Genomic DNA, 26,044 nt, shown 5'->3' with positions numbered 1-26,044 from the left:
TAACATAAAATGATCAGTAAGATAGTTGTAAAAGATGCCCGGTTCCCTTTAACAGGTGGCGCCGGTAGCGATGCCATACATCAGAACCCCGTATATTCGTACACGGTAGCCTGTTTGTACGACGACAAAGGTAATTGCGGTACCGGCCTGGCTTTCACCCTGGGAGCAGGCAATGAACTGGTATGCGCTGCTGCGCGGTTCTACGGCGAAAAGCTGGTAGGAAAAGAACTTACCGAAGTGATGGCTTCCTTCGGCGATTGGTTTAAACAACGTTCCGATGAGCAGCAGTTCCGATGGCTGGGCCCTCACAAAGGAGTGGTGCACCTGGCCCTCGCGGCCGTAACCAATGCCTGCTACGACCTGTGGGCCAAACAACAGCAGGTGCCTTTATGGAAATTGCTGCTGGACCTCACACCCGAACAGGTAGTGAATACATTGGACCTCTCGTACCTTGAAGAAGTACTGCCCCGTGAAGAAGCGGTCCGTATGTTAACGGAAATGCAGACCTCCAGAACTTCGCGCGAAGGTGTGCTGCGCACGGGGTACCCCGCCTACGATACTTCCGCCGGCTGGTTTAATTATTCCGATGACCAGCTGGAAGCTAATTGTAAACGCGCATTGGATAACGGCTTTCGCGCGCTGAAATTAAAGGTAGGTGCAAAAGACCCGGACACGGATATACGAAGAGCGCATATTGTAAGAAATACCGTTGGCGATGAGATCAAAGTAATGGTAGATGCCAATCAGCAATGGAATCTGCCGCAGGCAATTGCTATTGGAAAAAGACTTGCAGCTATTCATCCTTACTGGATAGAGGAGCCCACGCACCCGGACGATATCCTCGCGCACAAAACACTGGCGGATGCGCTGAACCCCGTGAAGCTGGCTTTGGGAGAACATGTACCCAATAAAGTGATTTTCAAGAATTACCTGCAAACAGGCAGCGCCGGGTTTATACAGGTAGATGCGGTAAGGGTAGGAGGCGTCAGCGAATTTATTACGGTAAGCCTGTTATGTAAAAAGTTTGGTGTGCCGGTGGTACCGCACGTAGGTGATATGGGACAGCTGCATCAGCATCTGGTGTTGTTCAATCACATTGGTATGGGACATGAAGCCTTATTCCTGGAGCATATACCGCACCTGCGTAAGCACTTCGTTCATCCTGCACTCATTACAGACGGCTTTTACAAGACGCCTGAAACACCGGGCAGCAGTTGCGATCTGCTGTCTCTTAATACTTTCCCGGGATGATAGCTACTACCGATATTATCATCAGCATTTGCTATGTGGCCTTTATTGTGGGGCTGGGCTTCTGGGCGGGATTATCCGGCAAGAAGAATGATTCCGCAGCAGGAGAATATTTCCTGGCCGGTAAATCGTTGCGCTGGCCCATGATAGGCATGGCATTGTTTGCCACCAATATTTCTTGTTTGCACCTGGTTAGTCTTGCCCAGAGCGGCTTTGATACCGGCTTGCTGGCAGGTAACTTTGAGTGGATGGCCGCCTTTACATTGATATTGCTGGCACTCTTCTTTATTCCGTTTTATATCCGTTCGGGAGTGGCCACGCTGCCGGATTTTCTGGAGCGGCGTTACAACAGGGCGTGCCGCGACTGGCTGGCGATTGTTTCCGTAGTATCGGCAATTGTGATCCATATTGCGTTTTCTTTCCTGGCGGGCGGCATTGTGCTGGAAACGTTGTTTGGCATAAACATGTTTACCAGTATTATCCTCATTGCATTGGTAACGGGCGCATACACTATTGTAGGCGGGCTCCGGGCCGTGGTGGTAACAGAGTCCGTACAAACGGTAGTGTTGCTGGCCGGCGCGGTGATCATCACGGTGCTGTCGTGGTGGAAGGTAGGTGGCTGGCAGCCGGTGGTGCAGGTGCTGCAGGAGGGCCATCAGATGGATAAGCTGTCGATGTTGCATCCGGCGGGCGATCCGAATGGGTTGCCCTGGTATGCGGTGTTCCTGGGTTATCCTGTTATTGGTATCTGGTATTGGTGTGCGGATCAGACTATTGTGCAGCGGGTATTGGGAGCAAAGGACGAAAATCATGCGCGTACCGGCGCGCTGTTCTGTGGTTTTATAAAAGTGTTGCCTGTTTTTATTTTCATTCTCCCGGGACTACTGGCGTATGTGTTATTCAAGCAAGGACACCTGGACCTGGAAGTATTGCGGCAGGCTGATGGGCAGCTGCATACGAAGGGCATTTATTCCGTAATGATTACGCGGCTGGTGCCTACCGGGCTGGTAGGTGTGCTGGTAGCGGCGTTGTTGTCGGGCCTGATGAGCCAGATCTCCGGCGCGCTGAACTCTATTGCCACGCTGGTGAGCTACGATCTGTATAAACGGAACCGCCCGCAGGCAACAGACCGGCAACTGGTGAAAACGGGCCGTATTGCGGCCGGTTTAGCGCTTATCTTATCCATTGGGCTACTACCATTGCTAAACAGGTATGAGAGTCTTTTTAACGGCATTAACGACGTTATATCACATATTGCACCGCCCATCACCTGCGTGTTCCTGTTAGGTGTGTTCTGGAAAAAGGCATCTTCCCTTTCGGCGCAATATACTTTGTGGATAGGATCCGCGCTGGGTGCGGGGGTATATCTTACCGGAAAACTATATCCGATTAACATACCACCGCTGATGGTGGCTTTCTATTTGTTTGTGGTTTGTGCGTTGTTGCAAGTGGTGTTGTCATTTGTATTCCCGGTGCAGCATACCGCTGAAAGCAGCCGTCTTTACTGGGAAAGTCCGTTAGCGCCATTGCGGGTAAAAGGCTGGCCGGGACTGGCCAATTATAAAGTATTGTCTGCTGTGTTACTGCTGATGATGGCAGTGCTGTACTGGCTTTTCCGGTAGAAGCCGTTTATAAAAAGATAAGCCTCTCCGGTTACCGGAGAGGCTTATCTTTTTATAATTATTTTATTTAGACATCTGCTGAATAATGGCTTCTGTAACACCGGTACTGGAGAAGCCCCCGTCGTGGAAGATGTTCTGCATGGTAACCATCCGCGTGTAGTCAGAGAACAGGGAAACGGTAAACTCCGCGCACTGGTCGGCAGTAGCATTTCCGAGCGGCGACATCTTTTCAGAGAAGGCTACAAAGCCATCAAAACCTGCAATGCCTTGTCCGGCGGTAGTGATGGTAGGCGACTGTGAAATGGTGTTGATGCGCACATGTTTTTTGATACCATACTGATAACCGAAACTGCGGGTAATACTTTCCAGCATCGCTTTGATATCGGCCATTTCGTTGTAGTTGGGAAAGGCGAGGTGCGCGGCAATAAATGTGAGCGCCACTACAGAACCCCATTCATTGATGGCATCGTGTTTAATAGCCGTTTGCAATACCCGGTGAAAGCTCATGGCGGATATATCTACCGACTTATGCATGTAGTCGTAGTTGAGATTCGTATAGTCGTTGCCTTTACGCATATTTACACTCATGCCAATGGAGTGGAGGATAAAGTCCACGCCGCCGCCAAAGTGTTCTTTTGTTTTGATGAAAAGGTTATCGAGGTCCTCCATGTTGGTAACATCGGCAGGGATAACCGGTGCGTTGCATTGCTGTGCCAGTCCGTTTATTTCACCCATCCGGATGGCAACAGGAGCATTGGTTAAAACGATTTCCGCACCTTCTGCCACGCAGCGTAGTGCTGTTTTCCATGCAATGGATCTTTCATCCAGCGCACCAAAAATAATTCCCTTCTTTCCCTTTAATAAATTGTGAGACATGACGAAGTTTTAGTGTAAGGATTAATTGCTACAGGGATTAAATGTAGCCTAATTATTCCTCCGTAGGGAGCGGGTGCGGAAATTTTAACATTTTATCCGGCGGCGGTATTTTAATGCCCGAATTGTTTCTGCAGATCCATTTGCAAAAACCAGAGTTCTTCTACCGGTACGGCTTTTTTACTGATGTTATCCAGGTCTTTTCCTTCCTTTGTAAATAAGAATGGTACGAAGCTGAATGCCTGGTTGCCGTTTAATGCAGCTACTTCTTCGCGCCAGCCTTTCCAGCGGAAAGCTTCATAGAATCCTTCAATGTCGCCGGAGCAGCAAAAGGAAATAAAATCGCTGTAGCTGATCTCCATATTTTCCCATTCCAGTGTATCAGGTGCAAAGTAAAATATGCTGCCAATTCCTTCCTGCGCCGCGATGCTGCCGGCATTGATGGCGAAGAAGCCGCCTACCACATCGTCCGCTATTAATAAAAAGCCGGGTTGCTCACCGGAATGCATATACGATTTTCCGTTATTCCAGGCAGGCAGTGTACGGTCCAGCTTTTCGTGGCCCGAACCGAGTACCCGGATCCAGCCATGGTCTACCAGCAGTCCGCCGGTTTCATAGATGATGGCGCCCATGGGGGAGCGGGTGGTTACCTGGGTTTCATATAAAGCCTGCTCTGCACGGGCACTATCTTTCGGAAGAATTTCTATGTGGTTGCTACCATCTTTAATCCATTCCTTTACCAGGTCCCAGCCTGGTTCTTTTGTATTAATCAGTTCATTAACAGGTTTCATCTGTGCAAATTAAATAAAAAACGCGGGTGAACAAGAGGTGTTCATCCGCGTTTTAAACAACCGGTAGGCTGGTTACTTTATCTTACGTTTCAATTCGTCGATTTCTTTTTGTTGTTGGATAAGGTATAAGGTCAGCTCCTCTACTTTTTGCAACAGGAGTTTATTCATTTCACCAACGTCAACACCATTTTCTTTTACCTCTGCTGTTGTTGGGATTTCCGGAAGGTGACCGTTTTTTGCGATGAAGTTTTCCACTTCCTGTAAAGAAGGTAATTTATATTCCGGGTGGAAAACAAAGTCGGCCCAGTTGCCTTGTTGGGTTACTTTTATGCGCCTGGCGCCCAGGGTACCTTCTACGGCGAGTTTGTAATTGTTAGGTGTTAGTGTGCCGATGCCGATGTTACCGCTGTTGGTCATTACAAAGTTATATCTCACAGGCAACGCTGTAGTATCTGTGTCGGTAGAAAAGAAGCAAAGTAGTGTGTCACTGGTGGCGCCAATTCCAAATTTACGGATGCCTGCTTCCAGTTCAATGGATTGGGCGGCTTTTAGTTTGATCGCTTTCCCCCAGCCGTTTGCAGTCCACGCAGCGGCGTTGGCGATTTCAAGTTTTGCGGTAGGAGCAGGGGTGCCAATACCAATATTCCCGGAAAAATAATTAATCCCGCCGAGAAAATAAGTACTACCTGTGTAGGTGTTCCCATTGGTATTTACATAGCTGTCGATGGAAGTTTTGAAAGTATGGGAAGGGCCATTGGGCTCGATGTATGGGAGCGGCCTTCCGGCAGTACCATCATATACGGCGACGTTGTCGTTGTAACGGGAGCTATAATTATAGCTGGTACTCCCCCTTAACCATATAATGATAATCTTTGAGGCATTTCCAAAAGTTGCATCTTTCCAACCTGCTACAAATTTATTGAAGGGCAACGCGGGGTTAATATATTGCCGGATATCAGCCTCAATAAACTGGGAACCATTGCCCCAGTTGGTTGTATGATACCTGAACGTGGCGATAATACTGCCTCTCCAACTATTTGCACCGTCCTGATGTACGCTGGAGCGACCTATCTGAAGTTCCGAGGCTTCATGATAGTTCCATGCGGAGTCCGTAAATATAACCGGATAATATTTGTCGATATCGCCATTTACGACAAAGGTGCCACGTACCTGAGCCTGTGATGGAAAGCAACAGAGGGTTAATAAACAGGCCAATAGGAGGCCGGGTAACTGGATGAATTTCATACATATAGGTTTTAAACAAAAACAAAAATACAGGGTTTATTTTATTATCAAAATAACATTTTAATTTGATCAGGGCATAAAAAAACCGGTTGCAATGTTGCAGCCGGTCTTTAAGAAAAATATTGAACCTGGTTATATCTCCCCCTTCTTCAGTTGCTGCACGGCATAGTCCACCGCCCTCGCGGTCAGCGCCATGTAGGTGAGCGACGGGTTCTGTGTGGAAGTAGAAGTCATGCAGGCGCCATCTGTTACAAATACGTTATTGCATGCGTGCATCTGGTTCCATTTATTCAGCATAGATGTTTTAGGATCGTTGCCCATACGTACGCCGCCCATTTCGTGGATATCCAGTCCGGGCGCCTGTTTGGAGTCGCTGGTATGTATATTGGTGAAACCGGCTTTGGTAAACATGTCGGTCATCTGCTCAAAGAAATCCTTCAGCATCTTTTCATCATTGTCGTCGTAGTCTACGTTGATATTGATTTGCGGAATGCCCCATTCGTCTTTCTTCTGAGTATCCAATGTAACGGTGCTGATTTCTTTCGGAATAGTTTCACCCATCATGTGTGAGCCTACATACCAGGGTCCTGTTTCGCTGTTGAAGAGCTGGTCTTTCAGCGTTTTGCCAAATCCGTCGGTGTTGGTATGCGAGCCTCTGTCGGAGGAGAACCCTGCTGCATATCCACGGAGGAAATCTGTTTCCTGTTTGTGTACATTACGGAAGCGGGGAAGGTACGCGCTGGTAGGGGTACGGCCATCGGTGGTAGAGTCTTTGAATCCTTCGTATTGTCCGCTGATACGTCCGCGGTAACTATGAAAGGCAAAGTATTTTCCCAGCACACCGCTATCGTTGCCGAGGCCATTGGGGAAGCGGTGGGAGGTGGAGTTGAGCAGTACGGCGTTGGTGTTTATGGCAGCGGCGTTTACGAAAATTACTTTTGCGTAATACTCCATCATTTCTTTGGTGTTGGTATCCACTACACGCACGCCGGTGGCTTTTCCTTTTTGTTCATCAAAGATGATGGAATGCACTACGGAAAACGGGCGGAGTGTAAGATTACCGGTTTTTTCTGCCCAGGGAATAGTGGAGGAGTTGCTGCTGAAGTAGCCGCCAAACGGACATCCGCGGTGGCAAAGATCTCTCTTCTGGCATTGTCCTCTGCCCTGGTCCAGGTGGATCTGCTTTGGCTGCGTTAAGTGGGCGCAACGGGCGTAGATCACCTGTCTGTCTTTATAATTATCTTTTACAAAATCCTTAAAATAATTTTCTACACAGGAGAGTTCCAGTGGTGGCAGAAATTCTCCATCGGGGAGGTTTGGCAGGCCATCTTTGTTTCCGGAGATGCCTACAAATTTTTCCACGTGGCTGTACCAGGGGGCAATGTCTTTGTAACGGATAGGCCAATCGGTGGCGAAGCCGTCGCGGGCGGGTCCTTCAAAGTCGAAGTCGCTCCAGCGTTGTGTTTGCCTGGCCCACATCAGTGATTTCCCGCCTACCTGGTATCCCCTGATCCAGTCGAACGGTTTGGGCTGACCATAAGGATGATCGGTATCTTTCACGAAGAAGTGCATGGCATCTTCTTTATAGGCGTAGCAGCGGCTGATCACCGGGTTGGCAGCCTTAATGGCTTCCGGTATCTGGCCACGGTGGGGAAATTCCCACGGGAACTGGCTGGTAGTGGGGTAGTCTTTTATGTGTTTAACATCACGGCCTCTTTCCAGCACCAGTGTTTTTAAACCTTTTTCTGTGAATTCTTTTGCTGCCCATCCGCCGCTGATGCCGGAACCAATAACAATGGCATCAAACGTACGGTTTTGCAGGCTGGTATTATCTTTACTCATACAATTAGTAGTTAGGCAAGCTTCCGGGTAATGGGTTTCAGCGGTACGCAACCGTGGTATCTGGCAGGTACCAGTTCGTAGATATTTACTTTGGTAAGAAAATATTTGGAATTGGTATATGCCTTGATGGTAAGGCGTTTGGTAGCGCGGTAGAAAAAAGAAACGTCGTCCTTGTCGTCTTTTACGGCTTCAAGGGTTTTGAGCAGGGCTTCCCGTTGTGCGGGAGTGCTGTCCAGGAAGGTATGTCCGCTTAGTTTTTTAGATGCCTGTTCAAATGATTTCATGCCGCTGAGCCAGCGTTGCTGGTCTTCTTTTTTATAGCAATCGTCCATCATAATGAGGGTAAATAAGTGGGCGGACAGCTCCTTAGCGCCTGGCGTGGTAGTAGCGGGGATGATCGTTTCCACGAGTTCGGCCAGCATTTTCTCCTGGTCGCCATCTACCTGGATGTTCTTTAATGTTAATGATGTTCTGCTGGTGTGTTGCAAACAGGCAGGCAATATGGCCATGCCGGCTGACACATACAGCAGCTGCTTGAGCGCAGCTCTTCTTGTCACTTCCATTGATCGGAATTTATTGTAGTAAAACGGGAATTGGTCTGCATTATTTCAAATCTTATACGCTGCGAATCCTTATTTCCCGGCGCTCCGGCTGGAAATAAGGATTAAATATAAAGGAATCTGGGAGTATTTACAAGGTTTTTGTGGTGGCTGGTACAGCTAGCCCCTTTTTTTTACGGCGTCGATTACAGCGCCAACGATCACAAAGGCAAAGCTGCTGAACGGAACGGTCACCAAAGCGGCCATCAGGTATTGCGCGTCTTTCCGGTTCCAGTCTTTCGCATAGGAAAAGATATAGAAAACCAGGGGATGAACCACCATGTACAGAAGTACCATCAGGAGGATGATTTTTCCACTGACGATGGATTCGTTGGGAGGGGTGGATGAGCGGATGAGTATTAAAGCGGGTATTAATATTAAAAGAAAGATGACCGCCAGTACCAGGATGGTGAGTAATTGAAGGTGATGATCAGATGCGCCACTTACCATGAGGGCCATCATCTTTTCAACCGGATAGCCGGGGAGTACGGCGAGGGCCGGTGCTATTACGGTGGCTACCAGCATCAGTGAGATGGCGGTAAACAGGGCCCCGATCACGAGACCCTTTCTATTCGGATTTATCTTCATAAATACAGGTTACTGATTTTTATTTCACTCCTTTTTCAGGATTCCAGTTGCCCCGCAATTTACGGATATAAAGGATCTGGCCAATATGATAGGCGTTATGTGTGTTGATATTGGCAATAGTGCTGTATTGTGATGCGAGCTTTTTTTCATCGGCTTGTTCAATAGCAGTTTCCCAGGCAGTGAGCACGCTGTCGATCCGTTTAACGGAAGCCTCCCATTGCTCCTTTGTGGCGGGAGAAAAGGTATCGTCGTTATTGATATTAGCAGCCGGCTTTGCTTTCCCGTTGAATTTCTCCAGCAGTCCCAGGTCCCAGAAAATGAGGTGGTTCACCAGTTGCGCAATGGAGTGGTTACCGGAGCTGTCTTTCCAGTTGGCCTCTTCAGAGGTAAGTCCTTCTATAGCGGTGTTCACTGTTACAAACCATTGTGCATGGGCCTTATCGTGGGTAGTACGTAACTGGTCCAGCAGTATGGATTTAATGCTAGCCGTTTGGCTGTAGCTGAAAAAAGAAATTAACAGGAACGGGAGTACGAAAATAATTCTCATAGCGGGTATGTTTTGGAGTTTAGCTATTTGGTTGCGGATCAAATATAATGACTTTGTGATCTCAAACGACGAAAAATTTAACCGGTAACGTTCTCAATGAAAAAAAATAAACGGATGAGGCAAAACTTTATCTTTATCGGCATCCATCTAAAATGCAGAAGCCTATGCAGCTGATTGTGCTTGATCCTGGTCATTTCCACGCTTCGCTGGTGCAGCAACAACTGTACCCGGGGATAGATCCCGTAATCCGGGTATATGCACCGGACGGACCGGAAGTAAAACAATACCTGCAGCGGGTAGCTGCTTTTAATGAACAGGGCAGCCCGGTAGTACGCTGGAGCACAAATGTATATACCGGTAACGACTATCTGCAAAAGATGCTGTTGTGTGATCCGGGGAATATTGTAGTGCTGGCGGGTAATAACCGTTTGAAACCCACCTATATTGCCAGCGCTGTGAGGGCTGGTATGCATGTGCTGGCCGATAAGCCTATGGCGATTGATGCTGCTGGTTTTGACTCGTTACAATCTTCCTTTGCAATGGCTGCTGTCAATAAAGTACAGTTATATGATATCATGACGGAGCGTTATGAAATCCATAACCTGCTGCAAAGGGAGCTGTCGCAGTTACCGGGATTGTTTGGTACGTTACAGAAAGGCACCAGGCAGAACCCTGCAGTGATTAAGAAAAGTGTGCATCATTTTAAGAAGACGGTAGCAGGCAAAACATTGATCCGTCCATCCTGGTATATGGATGTAACGCAGCAGGGCGAAGGGATCACAGATGTAACCACGCATCTTGTTGACCTGGTACAATGGACCTGTTTTCCTGAACAGGTGCTGGATTATAAGAAAGATATTCATATAGATACGGCTACTACCTGGCCCACCGCAATGAGCCTGCCGCAGTACAGCGCCATCACCGGGGAGCTGCAGTTTACGCCTGCCCTGAAAGCATTGACTGACGCGGATGGTCAGTTGAAAGTATATGCCAACGGGGCTTTTGATTATATCATCCGTGGCGTACATGCGCGTGTTTCTGTGCAATGGAATTACGAAGCGCCTGCTGGTACCGGTGATACTCATTATTCGCTGCTGCGCGGCAGCAAAGCGGAACTGATAATACTACAGGATGAAGAGCAACAGTACCAACCGGTGTTATATATTCAGCCGTTGCCGGCAGATACGGTGCAAATGAAAGCGGCCTTCCTGACACTGGAGCAAAAGTATCCCGGCATTGCGTTAAAGGAATGTGAGAGAGGCTGGGAAGTGGTGATACCGGAGGCACTGGTAAAAGGGCATGAGCGGTTGTTTGCAAAAGTGATGCAACAATTCCTGGTATACGTGCAATCCGGTCAGATGCCGGCCTGGGAAGTACCGGGTATGCTGGCAAAATATTATACCACCACACAGGCGCTGTTGATAGCAAAGCGTTTAGCGTAATGATATCAGGGCAATTAAAATCAACCGAATGAAACAACAGACAGCTACTGTAACAGCGGGATCACTCAGCAGGCGGGACACCGTAATATCCATACTCATTGTGGGTTTACTGTTCTTCGTATTTGGTTTTGTGACATGGGTGAACGCCATCCTGATACCGTATTTCAAGATTGCCTGCGAACTAAGCAATTTCCAGTCGTACCTGGTGGCCTTTGCCTTTTACATCTCCTACTTCTTTATGTCGGTGCCGGCTTCATACCTGTTGAAGGTAGCGGGCTTTAAGAAGGGGATGATGATAGGTTTCTGGGTGATGTCGCTGGGAGCGCTGATATTTATACCAGCGGCGTATACACGCACTTATGAGATATTTCTTGCGGGGTTGTTTATTATTGGTCTTGGGCTGGCCGTGCTGCAAACAGCGGCCAATCCCTATATCACTATCCTGGGCCCTAAAGAGAGTGCGGCTGCGCGTATCAGTATTATGGGGATCTGCAACAAGGGGGCGGGTATAGTGGCGCCGCTGATCTTTGCTGCCGTGATACTGAAGGCTACCGATGGCGACCTGTTTAAGGAGCTTGCCCATATGACGGGGGATGCCCGCAACGCCGTGCTGGATGCGCTGATCAGAAGGGTGATAGCGCCCTATGCGGTGGTATCGGTGGTATTGTTTGCATTGGGTTGCATGGTGCGTTTTTCTCCTTTGCCTGAAATTGACACAGAGCATGAAGATGCAGCCGTCGCTAGTGCCAATGCGGGTAAAACGAGCATTTTCCAGTTTCCTCACCTGATCCTGGGGGCGCTTGCGATATTTTTACATGTGGGTACGCAGGTAGTGGCCATTGACACTATTATTGGTTATGCGGGATCCATGCACATCCCTTTGCTGGAGGCAAAAACATTTCCTTCCTATACGTTATTCGTTACCATTTGCGGCTACCTGCTGGGGATATCGCTGATACCGCGTGTGATCAGTCAGGCTAATGCCTTGAGGGTATGTACCATACTGGGCGCGGTGTTTACGCTGGCAATTGTATATATGCATGGCGAAGTGAGGCTGCTGGGGCATGTAACGGATATCTCTATCTGGTTTGTGGTGATGCTGGGTTTTGCCAATTCGCTGGTGTGGGCGGGCATCTGGCCGCTGGCGCTGGACGGACTGGGGCGGTTCACCAAACTGGGAGCGTCTGTGATGATTATGGGGTTATGCGGTAATGCGATGTTGCCGGTGATATACGGACTGGTGGCGGATATGTACAATGTACGGTTGGCTTACTGGGTATTGTTTCCGTGTTACCTGTACCTGGCGTTCTACGCATTTTACGGGTATAAACTGAGAAGCTGGCGCAGGTCGTAGGCATAGGGCGGTCGTTTATTAGGGTGGCAGGTGTTTGGCCGGATAAAAAATTGTATACTTGAGGATTATAAGGAGGCGTATCCGCACCTGACTGATGACGATTTAGTAAAAACGTTCCTGGAACAGGAGCGCAATAAAAAACTTCTGCTACATGCTTAAAGAAAGAATCCGGCAATTAGCCAGCGGACTGCTGGAGGAGGCAACGGCCAACCGTCGCCACCTGCATACGAATCCAGAACTTTCCTACCGGGAATACCAGACGGCGCTTTTTATAGAAGAGAAGCTGCGTGCGCTGGATATTCCGTTTGAAAGGATGGCTGATACCGGGATTGTTGCTTTATTGCAGGGGGAGGCCGCCCCATCGGACAAGGTGGTGGCGCTGCGGGCGGATATAGACGCCCTGCCCATTATTGAGTTGAATGAAGTGCCCTACCGTTCGCAGAATGAGGGGGTGATGCACGCCTGCGGGCATGATGTGCATACATCGTCCTTGCTGGGCGTGGCGGGGATCCTCAGCCGGATGAAGGAGGAGTTTTCCGGTACGGTGAAGTTTATTTTCCAGCCGGCGGAAGAGGTGATCCCCGGCGGGGCCAGTTTGATGATTAAGGCAGGGGTATTGGAAAATCCACGGCCGCACCATATCCTGGGGCAGCATGTGATGCCGGAGTTGCCGGTGGGCAAGGTAGGGTTCCGTTCCGGGCGCTATATGGCCAGCAACGATGAAATTTCCATTACGGTGAAAGGGAAGGGCGGTCATGGAGCGATGCCGCACCTGGGCATTGACCCGGTAGTGATTGCCTGTCATATGGTTATAGCACTGCAACAGATTGTGAGCCGCCGTGCCAACCCGTTGCTGCCATCAGTATTGACTTTTGGTAAGATGCATGCCAACGGGGCCAGTAACGTGATCCCGGATGAAGTGAAGCTGGAGGGTACGTTCCGGTCGCTGGACGAAACCTGGCGTAATGCGGCACATGAGAAGATTAAAAAGATGGCCATCTCCATAGCAGAAAGTATGGAAGGGTCCTGCGATATTAAAATAGAAAGAGGATATCCTGTACTGATAAACGAAGATAAACTGACGGCTGCCAGCAAGGCATATGCCGTTGACTACCTGGGTGAAGAACAGGTAGCTGACCTGGACATCTGGATGGCGGCAGAAGATTTTGCTTCTTATTCACAGGTGGCGGATGCCTGTTTTTACAGGTTGGGTATACGCAATGAAAACAGGGGCATTGTATCCGGTTTGCATACCGCCACTTTTGACGCCGACGAAAAAGCGCTGGAAACCGGCGCCGGGCTGATGTCTTATCTCGCACTGAAGACTTTAGGTAACTAATGAAAGCGTTGAGGCCACACTTATTATTTTGTTAACCGCCGGTTAACAACGGCAGATTCATTGCATTCACGGGCAATAATTATGCGTTCACAAAATAAGGTGGGCAACTAACGGCCATGAGTATATCTTTGTATCAGGTTTTTCATAGGATATGGTTAAAATATTAAAGGGGAGGTAGTCTTGCCACCCCTTTTTTTTATGTCTGGTATGCTGCGTGCTGTTTCTTTCAGTTAATTTCGTTTATCCCTCACCGTTATAAGCAGCTGTTAACAATATGTTTAGCTTCAAATATATATTTCATTTGCATTATGAAAGCAAATAAAATGTTATTTATCTTCGCGCCCTATGTTAGCGGTTCCTGATTCTATCGATATTATCATTCCTACTTTCCGGTTGGATGAGCAATATTTGCTTCCCCTGATTCATTTGCCGAAACCAGGTGGATGGCAATTTAACTATTACATTATTGCGGATAATCCGGGGGTAAAGCCCGGAGCGGAATTGCAGCGGCTGGCGAAGGAAGGCGTAATTCATCTTTTTATAAATTCCGAAAACAAAGGTCCGGGTGAAACCCGTAACAGGGGCATTGAGGCGGGAAACGGAAGCTGGATTCTATTCCTGGATGATGATATTGTGGCGGACAGCGACTTGTTGTTACAATATGTAAAAGCGACTAAAGAGAAAGCAACTGCGATTGGTTTTATTGGATTAACAGATTTTCCTGCACCGGTAAATGCGTTTACGCGGGCGCTGGATGCAGCGGGCCTCACCAGTATTTTTACTATCGCGAAAAGAAAGGAGCAATTCATGTGGGGGGTAACGGCTAACATTATGTTTAAGCGGAGCGCATTGCAGGATTTGCGGTTTTCCCCGCTGTTGTCGGCTATTGGCGGGGGAGAGGACATTGATCTTGGGGCCAGGGTAAGTATGTTGCATGGTACGCAATTTATGTGTGTTAAGGAAGCACGTGTTACGCATCCGTGGTGGAACCATGCGCAACCGCATTTCGATCGCTTTACCCGTTATGGTGCAGGGATGGCGTTGTTGCTGCCGCGGTTTAAAAAATTTACCTGGTATGCGTTTCCTAATCCCATAGAAGGATGGGTGCTGGCATTGCTTTGTGCACCTTTGTTCTTTATATTTCTCAGCTGGCAGAAATGGCTGATCTTTTTAGCGGCTATTCCTTTAATTGACATGGGTATTAACTACGTAAGGGCTGCCGGCATGGGATATCGTGAATTGAAAGTAGCGTATTACATGACGTTGCTGCGGTGCAGTACAGAGTGGGGTATGTTTAAAACCATGATAGGACAGGGTAAACCGGCGTATTTTATGAAGCGGATCAATGTTGATTTTACGCGGCCCCGTCACTTCCGCACCAACCGGTGGCGGATCACGAAGCTGGTCATCTATCTTATATTACTATCGTTATTGATCTTTATAAAATAATAAATTCCTACTTACCTGATTGTTCGTACCAGCGAACCATTTTGCTGAGAATATCATTGATCACTTCCATTGGCAAATCTTCTGAAGGATCGAGGGGAAGGATCTTCATGCGGGCGCGTTTATCCTGTTGCAGCAGGGGATGGCGGATATTTTTGCCTTCCACAATACCAAGATAGGGATGTTTGTTTTCTTTTTGAACCCATAGGTAGCAGCACATTTTACCATTGTAGCAATAGAAGGGCATGCGGTATTTCCAGGCTTCTGTAATATGGGGATTGTATTGCAGCAGATAGGTGCGCAGCGCCAGCAGGCAGCCTTTGGCCGGCTCCGGCTGGGATTCAAACCAAATGTCGATATCGCGGATCATAATATGCCTGAAAATAGGCAATTGCTAACAGCAGAATGCTTTTTTTGTTATCTTTCTTTTTAAGTTACTGCCTGCACATAAACGTTCATGAATGAAGAAGGTACTGGTGCCACTACCTGATTATGGTTTCGATCCCACTGAAGCGGCTATACCCTGGTTGTTGCTGACAGCAAAGGGATACGACGTGCAGTTTGCCACGCCGGGTGGTTACAGCGGGATGGCGGATCTCCGGATACTGAGGGGAGAACAGCTGGGTGTGTGGAAATGGTTGTTGCAGGCGCGTGAAGACGCGGTGATGGCTTATCACCGGATGTCGAACAGTGAATCTTTTTGTACCCCTTTAAAATATACCCAAATCCGTCCGGAGGAATATGACGCGCTTTTGCTGCCTGGCGGCCATGATAAGGGTGTGAAGGTTTACCTTGAATCATCCCTGTTACAGGAGGTGGTTGCTCATTTTTTTATGGCGCAGAAGCCGGTGGGGGCTATTTGTCATGGTGTGGTGCTGGCTGCGCGAAGCAAAGACCCGCGGACGGGGTTATCCGTTTTACATTCCTATAAAACCACTGCCTTGCTGGCCAGCCAGGAGCGCATGGCTTACCATCTTACCCGGTGGTGGTTAAAAGATTATTATCTCACGTATCCTGTTACCGTACAGGCCGAGGTGACGGCGGCGCTGGGCGATCCTGCGCAGTTCCTGTCCGGGCCGCTACCTTTGGCCAGGGATGATGCCCAACATCCGGAGCGGGGATTTACGGTACGGGACCGGCACTATCTATCTGCCCGCTGGCCGGGCGATGCCTACCGTTTTTCCACGGAATTTATACATATGCTGGAGCATGCTTAACGGGGGAAGTGCTTACCTAAAGTATATCACCCCGTTTCGGTGGGCCGCAATGACCTAAATTTGTAACCATGAGTAAGCATGGATTAAGACGGCCGCTGTCGGTTTTGGACCTGGCACCGGTAACAGAAGGAAGTACGCCTGCAGATGCATTCCGGAATAGCCTGCGGCTGGCACAACACGTAGAAAAGTTGGGATATAAGCGTTTCTGGATGGCTGAGCACCACAATATGGTGAGCGTGGCCAGTTCGGCTACAGCGGTATTGCTGGGATACATAGCCGGTGGTACCAACACGATCCGGGTAGGTTCGGGCGGTATTATGCTGCCGAACCATGCGCCGCTGGTGGTGGCCGAGCAGTTTGGCACCCTTGCCTCACTGTATCCCGACCGGATTGACCTGGGCCTGGGAAGGGCGCCGGGTACCGACCAGGTAACTGCGCGGGCATTGCGCCGCGACCGGCTAGGGGCGGGGCATGATTTCCCGGAGCAGGTACAGGAATTACAACAATACTTATCGTTCGATAACCATACCAGCGCTGTGAGGGCGATACCTGGTGAGGGCCTTGATATCCCGATATGGATACTGGGTTCCAGCACCGACAGCGCTTACCTGGCTGCTGCTATGGGTTTGCCCTATGCCTTTGCGAGTCATTTTGCACCCGCACAATTGCATGCCGCGCTGAAAATATACCGGCAGCAATTCAAGCCTTCAGAATTTTTATCTGCTCCGTATACGATGGCCTGTGTGAATGTAATTGCGGCGGATACCGATGCGGAAGCCAACCGGTTGGCCACCTCGTTTTACCAGTTGTTCCTCGGTATCATCCGTGGTAATCTGCGGAGACTGGGACCACCGATAGACAGTATGGAGGGAGTGTGGAATGAGTATGAGGCGGCGCATGCACAACAGATGCTGAGTTGTTCCTTTGTTGGTAGTTCCGCTACTGTGCAAACAGGCTTGCAGCGTTTCCTGGAAGAAACACAGGTAGATGAGCTGATGGCTACTGCGCACATTTACGACCAGGACACACGGCTTCGGTCGTACGAATTATTGAAGGGAATCGTTGATAATTTATAAGTTAAGTAAAGAACAATATTAATAATGGCGCTGTTTTTGACAGCGCCTTTTGTGTTTACAGGCTGGTGAAGGTTGGGAGGGTGTATACAGGGTAGCTTTTTATTGTATCTTTATATAATGGGTTGTCAGGTGGCAGCTTAAAAAACGATCTATGGTTCAAACAATGCGAACAGTTATAACCGGTACTGGTAGCTTCATTCCTGCCAACAAAAAACTAAATAAAGATTTTTTGCAACAGGAATTCTACAGTGACCGGCAGGAAAGAATCCCATCTGAGGCGGCAGACATCATCCGCAAATTTGAGGAAGTAACGGGGATTTCTGAACGCAGGTATGCCGATATAGATATGAACGCCACGGAGATGGCAGTAGCGGCGGCAGTAGCAGCTATAAAAGATGCGGGAGTAGACCCGGAAACGCTGGATCAGATTATCCTGGCGCATAATTTCGGGAATGTATTAACAGATACGATTCAGTCGGACGCGGTACCATCGCTGGCTTCCAGGGTGAAGCAGGCATTGGGTATCCGCAATCCTTCCTGTATACCCTACGATATTTTGTTTGGCTGCCCGGGATGGATCCAGGGATTGATCCAGGCAGATGCGTTTTTTAAAGCAGGACTGGCGAAGAAGTGCCTGGTGATAGGAACAGAAACCCTGAGCAGGGTGATTGACCGCTACGACCGTGACAGCATGATTTTCAGTGATGGCGCCGGCGCCGTGATTGTAGAGGCTTTCAAAGACACGGAAGGTACGGCAGGAATTATCAGTGCGAGCGCACAATCGTACGCGATGGACGAGCTCAATTATATTTATATGGGTAAGTCGTATGCACCGGAAGCGGATAAGCGTGTACGTTATATCAAGATGCTGGGCCGCAAGGTATATGAGTTTGCACTGAAGCATGTGCCGGAGGCAATGAAGGCTTGTTTGGACACAGGAGGTGTGAACATTGCAGATGTAAAAAAGATCTTTATACACCAGGCCAATGAGAAGATGGATATTGCCATCATCAAGGCTTTCTACTTATTATACGGTATTAAAGATATACCGGTGGATATTATGCCTATGAATATCCACGAGCTTGGCAACAGTTCTGTGGCCACGGTTCCTACTTTATTTGACATGGTACGTAAGGGGCATATTGCCAACCAGGAGGTACATGCCGGCGAAGTGATCCTGTTTGCTTCTGTGGGAGCGGGCATGAACATCAATGCGATTTGTTACCGGATGTAATTATCGTATAAGCGTTACCGTACCTTTTTTGCTGAAGCGGCGCCCGGTGTAATCCACGCCCTGCACCATCCATACGTAGGTGGCGGCGGGAGCGGGGCGCCCCTGCCAGTTTCCGTCCCATCCGCCGGGGAGGTCGGCGCTGCGGAATATTTCCTGGCCCCAGCGGTTCCAGATACAAAAGAAATCCAGTTTGGGTACGCCCGCGGCAATTACGCGGAAGATGTCGTTGCGCCCGTCGTTGTTGGGAGTGAATGCGTTTGGTACGTAGAATTCCGGTCCTTCATACACTTTTATGCTTACGTCATCGTGGTCCTCACATCCTTCCGGGGAAGTGAGGGTGAGGCGGTATGTCTGGTCCTTTTGCAGGATGGCGACGGGGTTGGGTATGTAGGGATCATTGAGGCCGGTGGTGGGCGACCAGGCATAGCGGATCCGGGGATTGAGCCATTCCGCCTGGAGTTGCAGGGGCTGGCCGCTGGCAACGATAGTATCTTTCCCGGCCTGTGCGAATACGGAAGTAACCCTGACGGGAACTTCCACTTCGGGCGAGATGCAGCCGTCGCTGCTAACGGCGTATAGCCGTACGGGGTAGTAGCCGGTATCCGCGAAGCGGAAGGTGCCCTGTTGCTGCAACAGCGTGTAGCCGTTGCCGAGGTTCCAGTGCCACTGGCTGATGGGCGTGGCCGGTGTAAGGTTGGTTCCTTCAAAGCCGGTAGGAACGCCCAGGCATACATCTTCACCCCTGCCGCTTACCTGCGGGGTGTTGCTGACCAGGACAGATTTGGTGGCGTTGCTGCCACAGCCCTGCGCAGAGGTAACCGAGAGTTGTATTTGCCGGGTACCGGGTGTGGTGTAGGGCGCTGTTGGTTGCTGACCGGCAGCGGTAGTGCCATCGCCCCAGTTCCATTCCCATTTTTGGAGTGTTCCAACGGTGATGGTAGTACGATCTTCCATCTGCATTTTGGCATTGAGGCAAAGTGGGTCGGGGCCAAAGTCCACTACCGGGTACGCACCTACGGTGAAAGGCGCTTTTAAGGTGTCGGACATGCAGCCGCTGTTATCTTCAATCACCAGTTTTACTTCATAATGACCGGCCGCAGGATATACGTGAGCGGGCGGCAGGGGAGCGGTGGAAAAGGTTCCATCTCCCAAATCCCACCACCAGCGGGTGATAGAGCCGAAAGAGCTGGAATTGTCCCTGAACTGGATGGGAGTACCATCGCAGAAAATCTGCTGGGGATTGAAATTAAATTCCGGGCGGAGGGCGGCGCAAAATTCCTGTTTGTTGGTGCTGCCGCCTGTAGATCCGGCAAAGCCCCAGAACACGCTGGGATCCCCGCCGAAAATATCGTTTACAATGTCCTTATCGAGTGTGAGGCGCAGTTCATTATCCACGCTTATTTCCATATGCTTTGTTGCCGCGTCCCACCGGATGCGGAAGAGATGCCAGTTGCAATCTTCAATATTATCGCTGTTGGCCAGCACAGTTACCGGTGTGGTAAGATTGCCGGTGGGATCGCTGTGATCCGTAATGCCATTCATCTGTATGGCGATATGATCATAGGGAGGGTCATTTTCATCGCTGTTTTGCCAGGTATCGATAATGATACCGAGAGACGGTGAAATGCCTTTAAAACCGATGCCCTGACCGGTACCGCCGAGATTAGTGCCTTTGGTTTGCAGGATGAAACCAATACCATCTGCACCGGTTGCATCTTTACAACCCAGGTTTACATCAAACACATAATTAAACGACTGGTTGAGGTTGATTTTGTTTTTATTCCATACGGTGCCGCTGGTAAATTGCTGATCCGGTGTGAGCACATAGCAGTTGCACGTGCGCTGGGCAGCTGCGCCATTGAGTATGTATGGCAGGGCTGTCTGACCCGTGAGCGGGGAACTTTTCAGCAGCAGTAGACCGGTGATCAGGCATAGTATTCTTTTCATGTCGGGGAGCCGGGCAGCGGGACAGATTGCCGGTAACAAGTTACATTCTTAGTGATTAAGATCAAAGCATAATTATTGGGCGACATAGGTTTTTCCGTTAGATTTGCCGGACCCAAAGAGACGGAGACATGCAAATTACGATCAGTGTAAAACAAGCCGGCCGGAAACATGCGATTATAGACAGGCAGGTATTGGAAATAGACGATATAACGGATCATCCGTCACTCCGCGAATTGCTGGTGGCGGTGGTGAAACAACAGGTAACTGCGTATAACAATAAGCTGCCGGAGAAAAACCTATTGCCCTTCCTTTCCCCGGAGCAAACGGACGACCTTGCCGCTACGGGTAAAGCCGGTTTTGGCAGTATTTACAACGAACATAAAGCTGATGCGGAAAAGGCGCAGACTACAGCCTTACAGGCGTTTGAAGACGGCCTGTTTGCGGTGTTTGTCAATGATAAAGAAATAGAGAATTTAACAGCCATTTTTTCGTTAGATAGTCTCACAATTATTACCTTTATCAGGTTAACCTTTCTCGCCGGAAGCATCTGGTAAAGAAAAATTGTTTTAACCCGTCAACGTTTAGTAAAAGACCTTTTATGGATGCAAAAAAGTTCCTGGAGAGCCGGGAAATCCCTGATCATTTGAAGAAAATGGCAGAGGAGCTGGAAGCCATTAATGCCAACAAAATTACCCATCCTTTGTTAACGAAAGAGATGGCCGCACTGGGATTACTGTTTTTACTGGAATCGCCGGAAGAAGAGAAAGACCACTCTTTTGCTTACCGCAGAAATGTAACGTATAAGGATACACGTTATAATCTTATCGCCTCGCTGCTCCCGGCAAATCACTGGAATGATCCTGCCGCATGGAATTTACTTGTTTATTTTTTTGGAGAAGAAAAAGCGGTCTATGTAAAATATGCGTGGGAGCGGATTCCTTACCAGATGTACCAGGTAAGTTCGGCCCGTCGTTCTTTCCGGGCGCCGCATGATCCGGAAGTGTATTTTGTAAACCAGTTGAACTTTATTATTCATGCTGTACCGCAGGCTTCACAAACTACCTATGCGCCGGTAGTGAAATTTAACTGTTTTGATTTGAGCGTAGTGGAGCAGGTGCGCTACGACCAGGAGCTGCAAAGTCATCAGCTGTACCGGGTTTGGGCAGCAGCCATTGATCTTGGCAATGATGCGTTGCTGCAGGTGATGGAGGATATTATTTTTAATAAAGACAGCATTGGTAAAGTTACGCGGGCCATTATCAAAGCGTTGCTGAACAGTGAAAAACAGCCTGCATGGGTATTGGTAGAGAAGTTGTTACTGGCCGCACAACGGCAGGAAGGGTTGCGGCAAACCATCCTGGAATCGCTGGATGAAACAGGTATTGGCGCGCTGAAGTATATGATGAAAGTGTTGCTGGATAATAACATGACCCGTTTTTCTTCTGTAGTGCGCGCAGTGGACGTATGGGCCGGCCTCGGCTGGGAAGCGGAGAAAGAAACCACCGTGAAGCAGTTCCTTGAAAAAGCGCATATATACCTCGAAACACCTGCGCTGATACCGGAAGCAGTGCAGAGCAAAAACAACATGGAGGTATACATGGCACTGTGGGCGCAGGGCGTACTGGATGTGCAGCTGACAAAACCTTACCTGGATGAGTTGTTTACCAATGGCACTACAGAGAAGCGTTGCCTTGCGCTGAAGTTTGCGGGAGAAACAAAATATTATAACATAGACATGCCCCTGTTTTACCAGGCATTGGAAGATAAGGAAGAAGTGGTGCTGGGCATGGCGCTGACAGGTATTAATTTGCTGATCTATAACCGTGGAGAGCATTACGATAAATATTTCCCGGAATTATTTGACCGGCTGCATGCTATTGTTCAGCGCAGCAGCGGCAAAGAAAAAACGTTTACCGGCCAGGTGTTTTCGTGGATGAATGTGCAGTTCGACCGCAATGCGGCATTGCAGGTGATGACGCACCTGGTGCTGGACCGGCAGGACCGGTTGGATACAATGTTGCTGTATTTTGATGAGATGAATGTTTCACTGCGGCAGCAGCTGACGCATCTTACCTTTCCTTATCATGCGGCCTGGGGCTGGAATGAGCAGACTGCGAAAGATGCCCCGGAACTGACAGCGTTTCAGCGGAACTTTGCGATACGCCTGTTGAAAGACCGGGCTGAACTTGTAGTAGATGTGGCTTTCCGGGCATTGGGGAAAGAGCAGTTTACCACGGAAGAGATGGCAGTGTTTATAGAGTTACTGAAAAGAAAGAGCGCCGGCGGCAGGAGCAAGGCCATTGCATTGATTTTACGGCAGCCGGAAGCGGTGATAGCGGCGGTTACCACGCAGTTGCTGGAAGGAGACACAGAGCAGCGTTTAGCCGGACTGGATATTGCCGTACAGCTGAAAAAGACAAACCGCTTGACAAAAGAAATCAACGACTGGCAGGCATCTTTCAAGGAAAGAAAAAATATATCGCAGCGTGAAGAAGTGTTGTTGTCACAATTATCCGCGGAGAATGAGGCGCTGAATTTTACAGTGGAGAATGGTTACGGCTTATATGATCCGGCGCTGATATCGCCGGTGGTAGCGCCTGTGGTAAAGACTGATGATTATTATGCGCAGTGTTTGCAAACCGGGGAGTTTGGTTTTTCCAAACCTATAGCTGCTATACAACAGGCGTTGGAAGCGTTGTATACATTGATATTGTCGCATGGCGATTACGAATATGAAGTGGAGCAGTATGATGGGAGTCGTGCCAAGGTGTTGCTGGCGAATGAATTTAATAAGAACAAACCTTATAGTTACCGCTTTGAAACACCTGAAGCAGAGTATGCAGCTTACCCGTTGCCGGAGGTGTGGGAACAGTGGTACCAGGCCAACAACATACAGCCACGGGATTTGTTTTTGTTGAATACGCTGATGCTGGAGCAGCAGGAGCAGGTGGCAGCATGGCGGCATTTAACGGATGTTTTTTATCCTGCTGCAGAAGTGATGTTACCGGCTGCAGCGAGAAAGCAGCATCCTTATAAATGGTCGAATCCAGTGTTGCGGGCGCTTACGGCGTTGCAGCTGATCCATCCTTTTGAAGAACGGAATGCGTTTCTGCTTGGCGTTGCCAGCAGGTTATTTGCGTCTTTTACGCCGGAGGTGTTTACTTACCGGTCGGATGGTACAACCTATCCGTATGTGCGTGGCGGGTGGCAATTGCTTGCCGTGTTGAATAAACCTTTGGAGTTGGTGAGTTCTCGCCTGGCGCCTGAGCTGATTAACGATTGCTGGCAGTTGTACCACTGGCGGCAGTTTACAGGATTACCGGATAGCGCGGGTGATCATTTACCACCGCTGGAGGTGTTCTGTTATGCTTACCAGGCAGGGCTTATCAGCGAAAGTGAAATGTACCGTGGGCTGATCAGCAAGGAAAATATCCGGTTGTTATCGCAGGGTAAGCCGCATAAAAATGCGTTTGATTACTTTGAACAGTTTTCTTTCCTGGAAGCGATGTTTGCACGTATGCGCGAACATTTCCTGGATATAGAACTGAAGCGGGGTGATACACCCACGGCAGTAACGCAGTTTGTGCCGCAGCTCAAGCAGGTGTATGGTATTAGCCGGTTTGCGGAAATATTAACGGGACTAGGGAAGACCTCTTTATACCGGGGTTACATTTATACCTGGGGCGATACCTTTACGCGGCAGCAACAGTTTAGTACATTGCTGAAGAAATGTTATCCATTGCCCGGAGATACACAGGACCTTTTTAATGCCGCTATGCAGCAACTGACTGTAACGGAAGCACAGCTGATTGAAGCGGCGGTGTATGCCCCGCAGTGGCAAAAATTTGTGAGCAGGTACCTGAACTGGAAAGGACTGGATGCCGCCATCTGGTGGATGCATGCGCATACCAAATCGTCCGGTGCGGCGGAACAGAATGCAGAGGCAGAGAGTGAGATAGCGCGTTACAGCGCGGTGGACCTGGCTGATTTTAAGATTGGTGCTGTTGACAAAGACTGGTTCCTGAAAGCATATAAAGAGATAGGGAAAGTGCGCTGGCAGGTAGTATATGATGCCGCCAAATACATCAGTGATGGTAATGAGCACCGGAGAGCGCGTTTATACGCTGACGTTATTACCGGGGATATTAAATTAAAAGAAGTTACCCAGAAGATAAAAGAGAAGCGCGACCAGGATTATCTGCGGATGTATGGCCTGATTCCGTTGAGTAAGGCCAACGCCGGTAAAGATGTGTTGGGACGTTATGAGTACCTGCAGCAATTTAAGAAAGAGAGCCGGCAGTTTGGTGCGCAGAAGCAAACCAGTGAAGCGCTGGCCATCCGGGTAGCGCTGGAGAACCTGGCCCGCAATGCCGGTTATGCCGATCCGCAGCGACTGACCTGGGCGATGGAAACCCGGCAGGTACAAGGGATTTTATCAAAAGAAACACAGGTGAAGTATGATGATGTGACCATCGGGCTGGTGATCGATGACACCGGCGTGGCCGATGTGATAGCCTTCAAAGGAGATAAGGCCCTGAAGGCAGTTCCTCCGAAATATAAGAAAGACGCAAAAGTAGAAGAACTGCATGATTACCGGAAGATATTAAGGGAGCAGTTCAGCCGGTCGAAGAAATCGCTCGAAGATGCGATGGTACGGGGCGATGGATTTTTATATTCAGAACTGGCTAATTTATTTGATCACCCGGTAATTGCGCGACATTTAGAGAAGCTGGTGTATGTAGCAGGAGAGCGGCATGGGTTTTACCACAACGGTGTATTACATGCACCGGGAGGAAAGGAATTTGTTTTGGCGGAAGGAGATGAGATCCGTATTGCCCACAGCGCAGACCTGTACCGGTTGCGTGTATGGAGTGACTACCAGCGGTATCTTTTTGAGAAACAGTGGCAGCAACCATTTAAACAGGTGTTCCGTGAGCTGTATATTCCATTGGCAGATGAGCTGGCGGAGAAATCTATCTCCCGCCGTTACGCGGGGCACCAGGTGCAGCCGGCTCAAACCGTAGCGTTGTTGAAAAACCGGCATTGGAAAGTGGACTATGAAGAAGGGTTGCAGAAAGTATTCCATAAAGAAGGTTTTGTAGCGAAGATATACGCGATGGCTGATTGGTTTTCGCCTGCAGATGTGGAGCCTCCTACACTGGAGACCATCATATTTCATGACCTGAAAACCGGGAAGCCAGTGGCCTTTGAGCAGATCTCTCCACTGATATTCAGTGAAGTGATGCGGGATATTGACCTGGTGGTGAGTGTAGCGCATGCCGGCGGAGTGGATCCGGAGGCGAGTCATTCGTCCATTGAAATGCGGAGTGTGTTGCTGGCGGAAACGCTGCGTTTGTTTAAGGTAGATAACGTGACCATCAGTGGCAGTCACGCGCGGATCAAAGGGCATCACGGCGAATATAGCGTGCACCTGGGTAGCGCCGTGGCGCACCAGCTGCCGGGAAAATACCTGTCTGTTTTGCCGGTGCATTCGCAGCACCGCGGCCGGATATTTTTACCGTTTATAGATGATGACCCGAAATCGGCCGAGCTGATCTCCAAAGTACTGTTGCTGGCGAGAGATACTGAGATCCAGGACCCGACGATTTTGTCGCAGTTAAACATGAACTAACC

General features: G+C 49.2%; 20 protein-coding genes. 11 read left to right on the top strand and 9 right to left on the bottom strand.

Annotation, left to right across the window (positions count from 1 at the left end; all coding sequences use genetic code 11):
• The first annotated feature begins 9 nt into the window (after positions 1–9).
• Together PV783_RS20010 and PV783_RS20005 are read left to right on the top strand one after the other, a co-directional pair.
• On the top strand, positions 10–1,251 hold the full coding sequence (locus PV783_RS20010) for an enolase C-terminal domain-like protein (protein WP_420989323.1): 1,242 nt from the start codon (positions 10–12) through the stop codon (positions 1,249–1,251).
• Complete coding sequence (locus PV783_RS20005; protein WP_420989322.1) at positions 1,248–2,870, top strand: sodium:solute symporter; 1,623 nt, start codon at positions 1,248–1,250, stop codon at positions 2,868–2,870. Before PV783_RS20010 ends, PV783_RS20005 begins: the two co-directional genes overlap by 4 nt.
• A 63-nt stretch (positions 2,871–2,933) precedes the next feature.
• On the opposite strand, the gene PV783_RS20000 is transcribed toward PV783_RS20005, so the two are convergent.
• From PV783_RS20000 to PV783_RS19970, 7 genes are all read right to left on the bottom strand, one after another.
• A complete protein-coding gene (locus tag PV783_RS20000; RefSeq protein WP_079473027.1) occupies positions 2,934–3,746 on the bottom strand; it encodes an enoyl-ACP reductase FabI in 813 nt (270 codons plus the stop codon).
• A gap of 110 nt (positions 3,747–3,856) precedes the next feature.
• Positions 3,857–4,534: a DUF2625 domain-containing protein gene (locus PV783_RS19995; RefSeq protein WP_420989321.1), complete on the bottom strand. Its 678-nt coding sequence runs from the start codon at positions 4,532–4,534 to the stop codon at positions 3,857–3,859.
• 72 nt (positions 4,535–4,606) lie between these two features.
• On the bottom strand, positions 4,607–5,779 hold the full coding sequence (locus PV783_RS19990) for a hypothetical protein (RefSeq protein ID WP_420989320.1): 1,173 nt from the start codon (positions 5,777–5,779) through the stop codon (positions 4,607–4,609).
• Positions 5,780–5,911: 132 nt separating this feature from the next.
• Complete coding sequence (locus PV783_RS19985; protein ID WP_079473029.1) at positions 5,912–7,621, bottom strand: GMC oxidoreductase; 1,710 nt, start codon at positions 7,619–7,621, stop codon at positions 5,912–5,914.
• An 11-nt stretch (positions 7,622–7,632) separates the two neighbouring features.
• Positions 7,633–8,184 carry a gluconate 2-dehydrogenase subunit 3 family protein gene (locus PV783_RS19980; RefSeq protein ID WP_420989319.1) on the bottom strand — a complete coding sequence of 184 codons (552 nt, stop codon included), beginning with the start codon at positions 8,182–8,184 and terminating at the stop codon, positions 7,633–7,635.
• A gap of 156 nt (positions 8,185–8,340) precedes the next feature.
• Entirely contained in the window at positions 8,341–8,808 is a 468-nt protein-coding gene (locus PV783_RS19975) for a hypothetical protein (RefSeq protein WP_079473031.1), read from the bottom strand.
• Positions 8,809–8,827: 19 nt separating this feature from the next.
• On the bottom strand, positions 8,828–9,355 hold the full coding sequence (locus PV783_RS19970; RefSeq protein WP_420989318.1) for a DinB family protein: 528 nt from the start codon (positions 9,353–9,355) through the stop codon (positions 8,828–8,830).
• Between the two features lie 164 nt (positions 9,356–9,519).
• Between PV783_RS19970 and PV783_RS19965 the strand changes: the two genes are divergently transcribed.
• The 4 genes from PV783_RS19965 (at position 9,520) to PV783_RS19950 (ending at position 14,939) form a co-directional block, all read left to right on the top strand.
• Positions 9,520–10,797, top strand: a complete 1,278-nt coding sequence (locus PV783_RS19965) for a putative oxidoreductase C-terminal domain-containing protein (protein ID WP_420989317.1) — start codon at positions 9,520–9,522, stop codon at positions 10,795–10,797.
• 28 nt (positions 10,798–10,825) lie between these two features.
• Positions 10,826–12,151, top strand: coding sequence for a sugar MFS transporter (locus PV783_RS19960; RefSeq protein WP_420989316.1), 1,326 nt, complete (start codon positions 10,826–10,828; stop codon positions 12,149–12,151).
• Between the two features lie 151 nt (positions 12,152–12,302).
• Entirely contained in the window at positions 12,303–13,490 is a 1,188-nt protein-coding gene (locus PV783_RS19955; protein ID WP_420989315.1) for a M20 metallopeptidase family protein, read from the top strand.
• A 345-nt stretch (positions 13,491–13,835) separates the two neighbouring features.
• On the top strand, positions 13,836–14,939 hold the full coding sequence (locus PV783_RS19950; RefSeq protein WP_420989314.1) for a glycosyltransferase family 2 protein: 1,104 nt from the start codon (positions 13,836–13,838) through the stop codon (positions 14,937–14,939).
• A 7-nt stretch (positions 14,940–14,946) separates the two neighbouring features.
• On the opposite strand, the gene PV783_RS19945 is transcribed toward PV783_RS19950, so the two are convergent.
• Positions 14,947–15,306 (bottom strand): DUF1801 domain-containing protein, encoded by a 360-nt coding sequence (locus PV783_RS19945; RefSeq protein ID WP_235016057.1) that lies wholly within the window; start codon positions 15,304–15,306, stop codon positions 14,947–14,949.
• A 91-nt stretch (positions 15,307–15,397) separates the two neighbouring features.
• Here PV783_RS19945 and PV783_RS19940 point away from each other — a divergent pair, with 91 nt between their 5' ends.
• From PV783_RS19940 to PV783_RS19930, 3 genes are all read left to right on the top strand, one after another.
• The gene (locus tag PV783_RS19940) at positions 15,398–16,153 is read left to right on the top strand and encodes a type 1 glutamine amidotransferase domain-containing protein (protein ID WP_420989313.1); all 756 of its coding nucleotides are present in this window, start codon (positions 15,398–15,400) and stop codon (positions 16,151–16,153) included.
• A gap of 68 nt (positions 16,154–16,221) precedes the next feature.
• Entirely contained in the window at positions 16,222–17,229 is a 1,008-nt protein-coding gene (locus PV783_RS19935) for an LLM class flavin-dependent oxidoreductase (protein WP_420989312.1), read from the top strand.
• 163 nt (positions 17,230–17,392) lie between these two features.
• The gene (locus PV783_RS19930; protein ID WP_336389328.1) at positions 17,393–18,463 is read left to right on the top strand and encodes a ketoacyl-ACP synthase III; all 1,071 of its coding nucleotides are present in this window, start codon (positions 17,393–17,395) and stop codon (positions 18,461–18,463) included.
• Here PV783_RS19930 and PV783_RS19925 read toward each other — a convergent pair whose 3' ends face one another.
• On the bottom strand, positions 18,464–20,410 hold the full coding sequence (locus PV783_RS19925; protein WP_420989311.1) for a lectin-like domain-containing protein: 1,947 nt from the start codon (positions 20,408–20,410) through the stop codon (positions 18,464–18,466).
• A gap of 128 nt (positions 20,411–20,538) precedes the next feature.
• Here PV783_RS19925 and PV783_RS19920 point away from each other — a divergent pair, with 128 nt between their 5' ends.
• Positions 20,539–20,964, top strand: a complete 426-nt coding sequence (locus tag PV783_RS19920) for a hypothetical protein (protein WP_420989310.1) — start codon at positions 20,539–20,541, stop codon at positions 20,962–20,964.
• A 44-nt stretch (positions 20,965–21,008) separates the two neighbouring features.
• Entirely contained in the window at positions 21,009–26,042 is a 5,034-nt protein-coding gene (locus PV783_RS19915) for a DUF4132 domain-containing protein (RefSeq protein WP_420989309.1), read from the top strand.
• Positions 26,043–26,044: the final 2 nt, after the last annotated feature.

The sequence above is a fragment of the Chitinophaga sp. CC14 genome, from assembly GCF_048957795.1.
GTDB lineage: Bacteria > Bacteroidota > Bacteroidia > Chitinophagales > Chitinophagaceae > Chitinophaga > Chitinophaga ginsengisegetis.
This window is presented reverse-complemented; position numbering and strand designations above follow the sequence as displayed.